The 12,303-nt window shown below is 41.5% G+C and carries 12 protein-coding genes; all 12 read left to right on the top strand.

Translation table 11 applies throughout. The annotated features are described in order from the left end of the window. Nucleotides 1-10: 10 nt before the first annotated feature. The 12 genes from ndk (at nucleotide 11) to SMI_RS09305 (ending at nucleotide 12,289) form a co-directional block, all read left to right on the top strand. The gene (gene ndk / locus SMI_RS09360; protein WP_000438298.1) at nucleotides 11-433 is read left to right on the top strand and encodes a nucleoside-diphosphate kinase; all 423 of its coding nucleotides are present in this window, start codon (nucleotides 11-13) and stop codon (nucleotides 431-433) included. Between the two features lie 133 nt (nucleotides 434-566). Beyond that, on the top strand, nucleotides 567-1,196 hold the full coding sequence (locus tag SMI_RS09355) for a competence protein (protein ID WP_000413915.1): 630 nt from the start codon (nucleotides 567-569) through the stop codon (nucleotides 1,194-1,196). A 95-nt stretch (nucleotides 1,197-1,291) separates the two neighbouring features. Continuing rightward, complete coding sequence (gene tsaE, locus SMI_RS09350; protein ID WP_000288245.1) at nucleotides 1,292-1,735, top strand: tRNA (adenosine(37)-N6)-threonylcarbamoyltransferase complex ATPase subunit type 1 TsaE; 444 nt, start codon at nucleotides 1,292-1,294, stop codon at nucleotides 1,733-1,735. Next, nucleotides 1,725-2,243 (top strand): GNAT family N-acetyltransferase, encoded by a 519-nt coding sequence (locus SMI_RS09345; RefSeq protein ID WP_000455529.1) that lies wholly within the window; start codon nucleotides 1,725-1,727, stop codon nucleotides 2,241-2,243. The genes tsaE and SMI_RS09345 overlap by 11 nt, the downstream gene beginning before the upstream one ends. A gap of 7 nt (nucleotides 2,244-2,250) precedes the next feature. Then, nucleotides 2,251-3,306 carry a biofilm formation/cell division transcriptional regulator BrpA gene (gene brpA / locus SMI_RS09340; RefSeq protein ID WP_000239268.1) on the top strand — a complete coding sequence of 352 codons (1,056 nt, stop codon included), beginning with the start codon at nucleotides 2,251-2,253 and terminating at the stop codon, nucleotides 3,304-3,306. Nucleotides 3,307-3,383: 77 nt separating this feature from the next. Beyond that, nucleotides 3,384-4,640 carry a competence/damage-inducible protein A gene (locus SMI_RS09335; protein WP_000642685.1) on the top strand — a complete coding sequence of 419 codons (1,257 nt, stop codon included), beginning with the start codon at nucleotides 3,384-3,386 and terminating at the stop codon, nucleotides 4,638-4,640. Nucleotides 4,641-4,694: 54 nt separating this feature from the next. Beyond that, a complete protein-coding gene (gene recA, locus SMI_RS09330; RefSeq protein ID WP_001085455.1) occupies nucleotides 4,695-5,849 on the top strand; it encodes a recombinase RecA in 1,155 nt (384 codons plus the stop codon). A 114-nt stretch (nucleotides 5,850-5,963) separates the two neighbouring features. Next, nucleotides 5,964-7,334: an MATE family efflux transporter gene (locus tag SMI_RS09325; RefSeq protein ID WP_001036258.1), complete on the top strand. Its 1,371-nt coding sequence runs from the start codon at nucleotides 5,964-5,966 to the stop codon at nucleotides 7,332-7,334. A 96-nt stretch (nucleotides 7,335-7,430) separates the two neighbouring features. Then, on the top strand, nucleotides 7,431-8,147 hold the full coding sequence (locus SMI_RS09320; protein WP_000532885.1) for a YebC/PmpR family DNA-binding transcriptional regulator: 717 nt from the start codon (nucleotides 7,431-7,433) through the stop codon (nucleotides 8,145-8,147). Nucleotides 8,148-8,324: 177 nt separating this feature from the next. Continuing rightward, on the top strand, nucleotides 8,325-8,786 hold the full coding sequence (locus tag SMI_RS09315; RefSeq protein ID WP_000360516.1) for a MarR family winged helix-turn-helix transcriptional regulator: 462 nt from the start codon (nucleotides 8,325-8,327) through the stop codon (nucleotides 8,784-8,786). Then, a complete protein-coding gene (locus SMI_RS09310) occupies nucleotides 8,770-10,539 on the top strand; it encodes an ABC transporter ATP-binding protein (RefSeq protein WP_000731786.1) in 1,770 nt (589 codons plus the stop codon). The genes SMI_RS09315 and SMI_RS09310 overlap by 17 nt, the downstream gene beginning before the upstream one ends. After that, nucleotides 10,529-12,289 (top strand): ABC transporter ATP-binding protein, encoded by a 1,761-nt coding sequence (locus SMI_RS09305; RefSeq protein ID WP_000428271.1) that lies wholly within the window; start codon nucleotides 10,529-10,531, stop codon nucleotides 12,287-12,289. The genes SMI_RS09310 and SMI_RS09305 overlap by 11 nt, the downstream gene beginning before the upstream one ends. The last annotated feature ends 14 nt before the right edge of the window (nucleotides 12,290-12,303 follow it).

Genomic DNA, 12,303 nt, shown 5'->3' with positions numbered 1-12,303 from the left:
GGAGACGGGTATGGAACAAACATTTTTTATCATTAAACCAGACGGTGTAAAAAGAGGACTAGTGGGGGAAGTGTTGAAACGCATCGAACAACGTGGATTTACAATCGAAAAATTGGAGTTGCGTACAAAGGTTTCAGAAGAGTTGATTGACCAGCACTATCAGGACTTGGTTGGTCAAAGTTTTTACCCACCGATTCGTGAATTTATGACTTCAGGACCGGTTCTTGTAGGTATCATTTCTGGTCCCAAAGTAATTGAAACTTGGCGGACTATGATGGGTGCGACTCGTCCAGAAGAAGCTTTACCAGGAACGATTCGAGGTGATTTTGCAAAAGCTGCTAGTGAAAACCAAGCTATCCAAAATGTTGTACATGGTTCAGATTCAGAAGAGTCAGCTAAGCGAGAAATTGCTCTTTGGTTTGACGGAAAGTAGTAAAGGTTTGATGTAAGGGTTACTTGCATCAAACTTTTTTGCATTTTAGAGTAGAAAACTGACAGTTGAGAAATATTCTAGCAATGGGGAGGATTTCTAGCCTATAATAAGAGCAAGTAAGGGAGGAAGAATGATGGAAAAAATGAAAAAGCAAATTCGTATTTTGTTATTGCTGACAGTTTTTGGTATTAGTAGCTGTTCTTGTTTAAGTTTATCGACTTGGGCCTTGATGTTAAATCAAAACTGCTTCTATTATTTAGTTGGCATGTTGCTCCTTGCCAGTATTGGGGCAGGGATAAACTACTATAGTGGACAGCGAAATCAATCTTATTCAGTTTTTAAGGAAGACAAGCAACAATTCTTGTATAGTCTGTTGCTCTTAGTAAATATTTTGGGTTTAGCTTTAATTGTCATAGAACATATCCTTGCAGGAAATACATCTGTAGAAGGGTTTGTGGAAGCCTTTCTACCGAGTTTCTTTTTCTTATTTGGTATTGATTTGCTAGTCTTTTTACCGATTCAGAAGTATGTAAATGGATTGAAAAAGATTTTGGGAAAGAAGGAGATGTGTTTTATTAGTGGACTAGCTATTCTAGTCTTTCTCAGAAATCCTTGGATGCTATTATCTATGACATTTTATATTACCTTAGGAATGCTATTTCTAGGACTGTTGGTGCCAAAAGTCATTCGCTGGGAAGTTTCATTTTACAGCCATTTGATGAGAGATATCTTGTTAGTTGTCTTCTTGCTGTTTCTATTTTAAGAACAAAAGAAGAGATAGTTCAAGTTTTACAATTTATAATATGGAATTCACAGATAATGTCTCGACAAAGAATAACTTTTTGGTATAATAGAAATATGTACACTAAAAACGAAGAAGAGTTACAGTTCTTAGGTGAACGTTTGGGCTGTTTATTAGAAAAGAATGATGTTTTAATTCTAACTGGAGAACTTGGAGCAGGCAAAACGACCTTTACAAAAGGTCTTGCTAAAGGTTTACAGATTACTCAAATGATTAAAAGTCCAACCTACACTATTGTGAGAGAGTATGAAGGTAGACTTCCTCTTTATCATTTAGATGTTTATCGTATTGAGGGGGATGCTGATTCTATTGATTTGGATGAGTTTCTCTTTGGTGGTGGGGTGACTGTCATCGAGTGGGGGAATCTTTTAGGTGATGCCTTACCAGATACTTATTTAGAATTGAAAATTCTAAAAGAAGAAGACGGTCGCAGATTACATTTCCAAGCAAAGGGTTTGCGTGCAGAAAAACTCTTAGAGGAGCTTCAACATGGAGTATGAATTGCTCATTAGAGAAGCAGAACCTGGTGATGCTGTTGAGTTAGTATCATTTTTAAATCGTGTCAGTGTAGAAACAGATTTTACCAGTCTGGACAGGGAAGGTATTCTGTTGACAGATACTGAGATGGAGTTGTTTTTGGATAAACAGGCTTACTCGGAAAATCAAATCACTTTACTGGCCTTGCTGAATGATGAAATTGCTGGTCTTGTAAATATCACAGCTGATCAACGTAAGAGAGTTCGTCATATCGGTGATCTCTTCATTGTGATTGGTAAGAAGTATTGGAATAATGGGCTGGGAAGTTTGTTACTTGAAGAAGTAGTAGAATGGGCGCAGGCTAGTGGCATTCTTCGTCGACTTCAACTCACTGTCCAAACTCGTAATCAAGCTGCAGTTCATTTATATCAAAAGCATGGCTTTGTAATTGAAGGTAGACAAGAGCGCGGTGCGTACATAGAAGAAGGGGAATTTATCGATGTTTACCTGATGGGTAGGCTGATAGATTAATAGAAATATGGTTAAAAAAATTATTGGAATGGTGCTAGCTTTTCTAGCAGTGACAGTTTTGGGTGTGGGTGTTTTTGCTTATACGATTTATCAACAAGGAACAGAAACTTTATCACGGACCTATAAAAAAATTGGGGAAGAAACCAATGTTATTGAGGCGACTGAACCCTTAACGATTCTTTTGATGGGGGTTGATACTGGAAACGTGGAACGAACGGACCCTTGGGAGGGAAATAGTGATTCTATGATTCTCTTGACGGTTAATCCGCACACGAAAAAGACAACAATGTTGAGTTTAGAGCGAGATATTTTGACGAAAATTCAGCATAAAGATGGGCGGATTGAGGAAGAAAAACTAAATGCTGCTTATGCCAATGGTGGTGCAGAGTTGGCTATTTCAACTATTCAGAAGATGATGAATATTCATATTGATCGCTATATTATGGTCAATATGCACGGATTGCAACAATTGGTTGATGCAGTAGGTGGAATTACCGTTAATAACACGCTAGGATTCCCGATTTCTATCAGTGACCAAGAGGAATTTAATACCATTTCTATTGGTGTTGGGCAGCAAACTCTAAATGGAGATGAAGCTCTTGTTTATTCTCGCATGCGCTACCAGGACCCAGAAGGGGACTACGGACGTCAGAAACGTCAGCGTGAAGTCATTCAAAAGGTGGTTGAAAAAGTTCTTAGCTTGAATAGTGTTAGTCACTATCAATCTATCTTAAAAGCCCTAAGTACCAATATGCAGACTAATATTGATCTATCTGCGAAAAGTATTCCAAGCTTATTAGGTTACAAGGACTCGTTTAAAACGATTGAAACCCAACAATTACGAGGAGAAGATGCTGAATTGCAAGGGACATCTTATCAAATCGTAACTGCTAACCATTTGTTAGAGATCCAGAATCTTTTGAGAACCTCACTTGATAAACCAAAGGTGACAGAGTTAGAGACAAATGCAGTCTTATATGAAGATGTTTTTGGAAACCAAAATGGTATCGGTTTGGGAACAGGTACGATTAATAATACAACAAATCAAGAAGATGTAGAATAATCTATTTTATAGTTAAAATCGTGGGAAATTTCCTGCGATTTTTTCAAAAAAATACGAATAGATAGGTAGGAGGAAACATGAAAGCAGAAATCATTGCTGTTGGAACAGAGATTTTGACAGGACAGATTGTCAATACCAATGCTCAGTTTTTATCAGAAAAACTAGCAGAAATTGGAGTAGACGTATATTTTCAGACGGCTGTGGGAGACAATGAAGCTCGTCTCTTGTCTTTGCTTGAGATTGCCAGTCAACGTAGTAGTCTGGTGATTTTAACAGGTGGTTTGGGACCAACTGAGGACGATTTGACCAAACAAACCCTAGCTAAATTTTTAGGGAAAGAATTAGTCTTCGATCCTCAGGCTCAGGAGAAGTTAGATGTCTTTTTTGCCCAGCGACCAGACTATGCCCGAACACCAAATAACGAAAGACAAGCTCAAATTGTAGAAGGAGCGACTCCACTGCCCAACGAAACAGGACTGGCTGTGGGAGGCATTTTGGAAGTCGATGGAGTGACCTATGTCGTCCTTCCCGGTCCACCAAGTGAATTGAAACCCATGGTCTTAAACCAACTTCTACCCAAGTTGATGACAGGGAGTAAGCTATATTCCCGAGTTCTTCGTTTCTTTGGAATTGGCGAGAGCCAGTTGGTTACGATTTTGTCTGATTTGATTGATAATCAAACAGATCCGACCTTGGCCCCTTATGCTAAGACAGGAGAAGTCACTCTGCGTCTGTCAACAAAGGCTAGCAGTCAAGAAGAGGCGAATCAAGCGCTGGATATCTTGGAAAATCAAATCTTGGACCGCCAGACTTTCGAAGGAATTTCTTTACGAGACCTCTGTTATGGTTATGGAGAGGAGGCTAGCTTGGCCAGCATTGTGGTAGAAAAACTGAAAAAACAAGGGAAAACTATCACGGCTGCAGAGAGTTTGACGGCAGGTCTTTTCCAAGCCAGAGTAGCGGATTTTTCGGGTGCTTCAAGTATATTTAAGGGTGGTTTTGTAACCTATAGCTTGGAGGAGAAATCAAAGATATTGGATATTCCTGTCAAGGACTTGGAAGAACAGGGTGTGGTGTCTGAATTTACAGCACAGAAGATGGCTGAACAGGCACGAATCAAGACCCAGTCTGATTTTGGCATTAGCTTGACTGGAGTAGCAGGGCCAGATAGTCTAGAAGGTCATCCAGCTGGGACAGTTTACATAGGCTTGGCACAGGAGCAAGGAACTGAGGTCATCAAGGTCAATATTGGAGGCAGAAGCCGAGCAGATATACGTCACATTGCGGTTATGCATGCCTTTAACCTAGTTCGCAAGGCTTTATTAAGTGACTAACTTTTGATATAATAGTAGATAGGTCTGAGGACCATTAGAATGTAGGAGAATAGAATGGCGAAAAAACCAAAAAAATTAGATGAAATTTCAAAAAAATTCGGGGCTGAACGTGAAAAAGCCTTGAATGACGCTCTTAAATTGATTGAGAAAGACTTTGGTAAGGGTTCAATCATGCGTTTGGGTGAACGTGCCGAGCAAAAGGTGCAAGTGATGAGCTCAGGTTCTTTGGCTCTTGACATTGCCCTCGGTTCAGGTGGTTATCCTAAAGGACGTATCATCGAAATCTATGGACCAGAATCATCTGGTAAGACAACGGTTGCCCTTCATGCAGTTGCGCAAGCGCAAAAAGAAGGTGGGATTGCTGCCTTTATCGATGCGGAACATGCACTCGATCCAGCTTATGCTGCGGCCCTTGGTGTCAATATTGACGAATTGCTCTTGTCACAACCAGACTCAGGAGAGCAAGGTCTTGAGATTGCAGGAAAATTGATTGACTCAGGTGCTGTGGATCTTGTTGTGGTCGATTCAGTTGCTGCCCTTGTACCTCGTGCGGAAATTGATGGCGATATTGGAGATAGTCACGTTGGTTTGCAGGCTCGTATGATGAGCCAGGCCATGCGTAAGCTTGGTGCTTCTATCAATAAAACCAAAACAATTGCCATCTTTATCAACCAATTGCGTGAAAAAGTTGGGGTCATGTTTGGGAATCCAGAAACAACTCCTGGTGGACGTGCTCTGAAATTCTACGCATCAGTCCGTTTGGATGTTCGTGGAAGCACACAAATCAAGGGAACTGGTGACCAAAAAGATACCAATGTCGGTAAAGAAACCAAAATCAAGGTCGTGAAAAACAAGGTGGCTCCACCATTTAAGGAAGCCTTCGTTGAAATCATGTACGGAGAAGGGATTTCTAAGACTGGTGAACTCTTGAAAATCGCAAGCGATTTGGATATCATCAAAAAAGCAGGAGCTTGGTACTCTTACAAGGATGAGAAAATCGGGCAAGGTTCTGAAAATGCTAAGAAATACTTGGCAGATAACCCAGAAGTCTTTGATGAGATTGACCATCAAGTCCGTGTTCAATTTGGTTTGATTGATGGAGAAGAAGCTGCTGAAAACAAAAAAGATGAAGCAGCTCAAGTAGACTCTGTGAATGAAGAAGTAACTCTTGACCTAGGCGATGAGCTTGAAATCGAAATTGAAGAATAAGCTGTCAAAGTAGTGGAGAAATCCACTGCTTTTTCGATTCTTTGTTCAAGATTTCAGATTGCCTATAGTTTGCTGTTTCTTGTCGCTCATCTAGAAAGCTGATATAATAGCCTTATGAATAAAAAACGAACAGTGGACCTGATACATGGTCCTATTCTTCCTTCGCTCTTAAGCTTCGCCTTCCCAATCCTGCTATCAAATATTTTTCAACAGCTCTATAATACTGCTGATGTCTTGATTGTTGGGCGTTTTCTTGGTCAAGAATCCTTGGCTGCAGTAGGAGCGACGACAGCGATTTTTGACCTGATTGTAGGTTTTACTCTTGGTGTTGGCAATGGCATGGGAATTGTCATTGCCCGCTATTATGGAGCTCGGAATTTCACTAAAATCAAGGAGGCAGTAGCAGCCACTTGGATACTAGGTGCCCTTTTGAGTATTGTAGTGATGCTGCTTGGCTTTCTTGGTTTGTATCCTCTCTTGCAATACCTAGATACTCCTGCAGAAATTCTTCCTCAATCTTATCAATATATTTCTATGATTGTGACCTGTGTCGGTGTCAGCTTTGCCTATAATCTTTTTGCAGGCTTGTTGCGGTCTATTGGGGACAGTCTTGCTGCGCTTGGTTTTTTGATTTTCTCTGCCTTGGTTAATGTGGTTCTGGATCTCTATTTTATTACGCAATTGCATCTTGGAGTTCAATCCGCGGGACTTGCCACCATCATTTCGCAGGGCTTATCAGCGGTTCTTTGCTTTTATTACATCCGTAAGAGTGTGCCTGAGCTACTCCCTCAGCTCAAGCATTTCAAATGGGACAAGGCCTTATACTCCGATCTCTTGGAGCAAGGTTTGGCTATGGGCTTGATGAGTTCGATTGTGTCCATCGGTAGTGTGATTTTACAGTCTTCTGTCAATACTTTTGGAGCCGTGATTATTAGTGCTCAAACAGCGGCACGACGCATTATGGCTTTCGCCCTTCTTCCCATGACCGCTATTTCTGCTTCGATGACGACCTTTGATTCTCAGAATTTAGGTGCTAAGCGCCTAGATCGCATTGTTCAAGGCCTTCGAATCGGCAGTCGTTTAAGTATATCCTGGGCAGTTTTTGTTTGTATCTTCCTCTTTTTTGCCAGTCCAGCCTTGGTTTCTTTCTTGGCTAGTTCGACAGATGGTTACTTGATAGAAAATGGCAGTCTCTATCTGCAAATCAGTTCAGCCTTTTATCCTATTTTGAGTCTCTTGTTGATTTATCGTAATTGTTTGCAGGGCTTGGGGCAAAAGATTCTTCCTCTGGTTTCCAGTTTTATCGAATTAATCGGGAAAATTGCTTTTGTGGTCTGGATTATCCCTTGGGCAGGCTATAAGGGAGTTATCCTTTGCGAACCCCTCATCTGGGTTGCCATGACTATCCAACTGTATTTCTCACTGTTTCGTCACCCTTTGATAAAAGAAGGCAAGGCTATCTTGGCAACAAAAGTGCAATCCTAGCTGTATTTGCTAAATAAAATCCATTTCCTCTAGTGAAAATCGAAAAAACTTGTGTTATAATAAGAAAGATTAAAATGTGAAAAAAGGAGATTCCTAATGGGACGTAAATGGGCCAATATCGTAGCCAAGAAAACGGCTAAAGATGGAGCTAACTCTAAAGTATATGCAAAATTTGGTGTAGAAATCTATGTAGCAGCTAAAAAAGGTGATCCAGATCCAGAATCAAACTCAGCCTTGAAGTTCGTTATCGACCGTGCTAAACAAGCCCAAGTGCCAAAACACGTTATCGATAAGGCTTTGGATAAGGCTAAAGGAAATACAGACGAAACCTTTACAGAAGGACGTTACGAAGGTTTTGGACCAAATGGTTCTATGCTGATCGTGGATACTTTGACTTCAAATGTCAACCGTACAGCGGCCAATGTCCGTGCAGCCTTTGGTAAAAACGGCGGAAACATGGGTGCTTCAGGTTCGGTTTCTTACCTATTTGATAACAAAGGTGTTATCGTATTTGCAGGTGAAGATGCGGACTCAGTCTTTGAGCAATTGCTAGAAGCAGATGTGGATGTGGATGATGTAGAAGCAGAAGAAGGGACAATCACAGTTTACACAGCTCCAACTGACCTTCATAAGGCTATTGTTGCCCTTCGTGAGTCAGGTATCGAAGAATTCCAAGTGACTGAATTGGAAATGATTCCTCAGTCAGAAGTGGAATTGTCAGGCGATGACCTTGAAACCTTTGAAAAACTTTACAGCGTTCTTGAAGACGACGAAGACGTACAAAAGATCTACACAAACGTAGACGGATTCTAATTTAACCTAGAGAACATGATCCTAAGTGAAAAATCACTTGGGATTTTTTGAATCAAGAAAATAGTTCTCTAGGAAACTTTTTTTCTTGACATCCCTTTTCAAAGTGGTAAAATAGTTCTCATGGAAACTTATTTAGTTCTCAGGAGAACCAAATACAATGGTTAGAAAGGAGTAAGTATGGATAAACCGATGTTGATTTTAAAACGTTTTGGACACCAGGTACATCTGATGGTACAAAAGGAAGCCAAACGTTGTGGCATTGAATTTATGGGTGGGCCTCAAGGACAAGTCCTGCGTTTTTTAGGTTGGCGTGAGCATGAACAAGAATTAACGCTCATCAAGGATATTGAACAAGAACTCAATATTAGCAAGTCTGTTGCTAGTAATTTGGTCAAGCGTATGGTGCAAAATGGTTTGGTGGAGTTGGAGGCGAGTCCTGTTGATAAGCGGGCTAAGTTTGTTCGTCTGACGGACAAATCTCGTTCTCAAATGCAGCAAGTTAAGGCCTTCTTTGAACGCATTGACAAGCAGTTGATAGAAGACGTAGATGAAGATGAATTACTGATTTTTGAGAAAGTCCTGGCTCAACTACAGGCAAATATCAAGAGAATAGGAGGAGATAATGAAGAAATTAGCTAAACGAATTAGTAGAAAAGAATGGGGGATGATTTTACTAGCCATTCTCTTTACTTGTTTTTCGGTCTATCTAGAGTTGGAAGTGCCGACCTATATCTCGAAAATTACGGATTTGCTAGGTAGTCAAGGAACTAATTTAGATGAGTTGTGGCAGCCGGCAAGCATGATGGTGGGAATGTCCTTTCTTGCCTTCTTGTCCGTAGTTGCAGTTGGATTTTTTGCATCCCGAGTGGCGGCTTCTTATACTAGTAGGTTGAGAAGTGATATTTTTAACCGAGTTTTGGATTACTCGCAGACAGAGATTAAGAAATTCTCTATTCCCAGTCTCTTGACGCGTACTACCAATGACATTACTCAAGTTCAAATGTTGATTACCATGGGCTTGCAAGTGGTAACGCGTGGTCCGATTATGGCTATCTGGGCTATCGGGAAGATTTTAGGCCATTCAGAATACTGGCTCTGGGCCGTTCTTGTAGCAGTGATTGTCAATGTTTTGATGACGACCGTTTTGATGACGCTAGCCTTTCCAAAACAGTCCTTGATTCAAAGTTTGACTGATAAACTGAACAGTATCACTCGTGAGAGTTTAACAGGTATTCGTGTTGTTCGCGCCTACAATGCTGAAGAATACCAAAATGAAAAATTTGCAGCAGCAAATGATGAATTGACACGCTTGAATTTGTTTGTCAACCGTCTTATGGCTATTTTGAACCCTATCATGATGGGGATTTCAAGTGGTTTGAGTGTGGCGATTTACTGGATTGGGGCCTATGTGATTAACGACGCTGCTCCGATAGCGCGTCTGCCTCTCTTTAGTGACATGATTGTTTTCATGTCTTATGCTATGCAGGTTGTCATGGGCTTCCTTCTCATGGGAGCACTCTTCATCGTTCTTCCCCGAACTATGGTCTCTGCCAAGCGCATTAATCAAGTTTTAGATTTGCATTCTTCTATCCAAAACCCTGCTCAAGTGCAGCTGGCTGATGAAAACCTCAAAGGTCAGGTCGAATTTAAGGATGTGACCTTCCGCTATGCGGCAAATTCGGAGGCGGTTATTGAGAATGTTAGCTTTAAAGCAGAAGCTGGTCAAACAGTGGCCTTTATTGGGTCAACAGGTTCTGGTAAATCTACTCTGGTCAATCTGATTCCACGTTTTTACGACGTATCAGCAGGAGAAATTCTTGTAGACGGTGTCAATGTTCAAGACTATGCCTTAGAAGATTTGCGCAACAAGGTTGGTTATATTCCTCAGAAAGCAGTTCTTTTTTCAGGTGATGTCAAGGGTAATCTAGACTTTGGACAGAGTCAAGAAACACCACTTAGTGAGCAGGCTATGTGGCAAGCTTTGGAGTTGGCCCAGTCTAAAAACTTTATCGAAGACAAGGAAGCGGGCTTGGCCTCAGAAGTGGCCCAAGGAGGAACCAACTTCTCAGGTGGTCAGAGACAGCGTCTGGCAATTGCGCGTGCCTTAGTTCGGAAGCCAGAAATCCTCATCTTTGATGACTCCTTCTCAGCCTTGGACTACAAGACAGACCGTGTCCTACGCCAAGAGCTAGCAGAGAAAACAAAGTCTATGACCAAGCTCATTGTTGCACAGCGCATTTCAACGATTATGGATGCAGATTTGATTTTGGTCTTGGATCAAGGGAAAGTCGTGGGGCAAGGCACCCACAAGGAACTTCTAGCTAATAACGAAGTTTACCAAGAAATTGCCTATTCACAACTATCGAAGGAGGAATTGGAACATGGAAAATAAAAAAATGTCTCTCTGGAAACAGAGTAAACCCTATCTTGCAGGTCTCCAGTTTGCCCTTCTGATAGCCTTTCTAGCAACAATCCTATCCAATATCATTACTGTATATGGTCCAACTCGCATCAAGGAAATGACCAATATCATTGCCAGTGGTCTGGAAACAAGTGTGGATGTCGTGGCGGTTGCAGCTATTGGTGGTTTTTTGGCCGTCATCTATGTAATTGGGCTTCTATCAAATTATTTGCAGGCATTTCTGTTTACAACAGCTATTCAACGTTTTTCAGAGCGTTTAAGAAGAGCTATTGCAGAGAAAATCAATAGCCTACCATTAGGATATTTTGATGGACACTCTCAGGGGGATACTTTGTCTCGTGTAACCAATGACGTTGACACTGCAGCCCAGTCCCTTAATCAAAGTCTGGGAACAGTTCTTTCATCTAGTTTACTGGTCGTGGCAGTCTTGGTAACCATGTTTGGGATGAACTGGATTTTAGCCTTGGTGACGGTTGTGTCAACACTTATTGGTTTTGTTTTCGTGTCTGTCTTTATGGGCAAATCACAGGGCTTTTTTAAGAGTCAGCAACAGGATTTGGCAGCTGTCAATGGCTATGTGGAGGAAATGTACTCTGGCCATAATGTGGTGACCAGTTACAATGCCATCGAGAGTACGAAAGAAGAGTTTGCGAAATTAAACAATCGTCTGTATGATAGTATCTGGAAATCTCAGTTTATTTCAGGGATTATGATGCCGATTATGATGTTTATTGGGAACTTTAGCTATGCCTTGGTGATTATCGTTGGTGCAGCCTTGGCCTTAAATGGGCAGATCAGTATCGGGATTATCGTTGCCTTTATGGCTTACGTGCGTATCTTTTCTCAGCCCCTTTCGCAAATCGCCCAAGGGATTACTAGTTTGCAGCAGGCTAGCGCAGCCATGGGGCGTGTCTTCGAATTCTTAGCTGAAGAGGAGATGAAAGATGAATCCCATAAAGAAAGACAATTGAGCGATATGAAAGGTCAAGTAGTCTTTGATCGAGTCTCCTTTGGTTATACACCAGAGCGAACCATTATCCATGACTTTTCTGCGACGGCTCATGCAGGTCAAAAGGTTGCGATTGTCGGACCGACCGGAGCTGGTAAGACAACTATTGTCAATCTTTTGATGAAGTTCTATGAGATTGATAAGGGAAGTATTCGCATTGATGGTGTGGATACCAAGGAGATGAAGCGTTCGGAAGTACACGATGCCTTTTCAATGGTCTTGCAGGACACTTGGCTCTTTGAAGGAACCATTCGCGACAATCTTATCTATAACCAAACAGGTATTAGTGATGAGCGTGTGATTGAAGCCAGCAAGGCTGTAGGGATTCACCACTTTATCATGACCCTACCAGATGGTTACGATACCGTCTTGGATGATACAGTGAACTTGTCTGTCGGGCAAAAACAACTCTTGACCATTGCTCGTGCTTTGCTGAAAGATGCTCCACTCCTAATTCTAGATGAGGCGACTTCTTCTGTTGATACCCGTACAGAGGAATTGATCCAGAAAGCTATGGACCGATTGATGGAAGGCAGAACTTCCTTTGTCATCGCCCACCGCTTGTCAACCATCCGAAATGCTGATCTGATTCTTGTTATGAAAGATGGGAATATCATCGAGCAAGGAAATCATGATGAGCTGATGGCGCAAGCTGGTTTCTACGCTGACCTCTACAACAGTCAATTTACAGAAGACGAAGCAGAAGAATAAACCCAAAGAAGGCT

The sequence above is a fragment of the Streptococcus mitis B6 genome (assembly GCF_000027165.1).
GTDB lineage: Bacteria > Bacillota > Bacilli > Lactobacillales > Streptococcaceae > Streptococcus > Streptococcus mitis_AR.
Note: the sequence above shows the minus strand (reverse complement) of the source record. Positions and strands in the feature narration are given on the sequence as shown.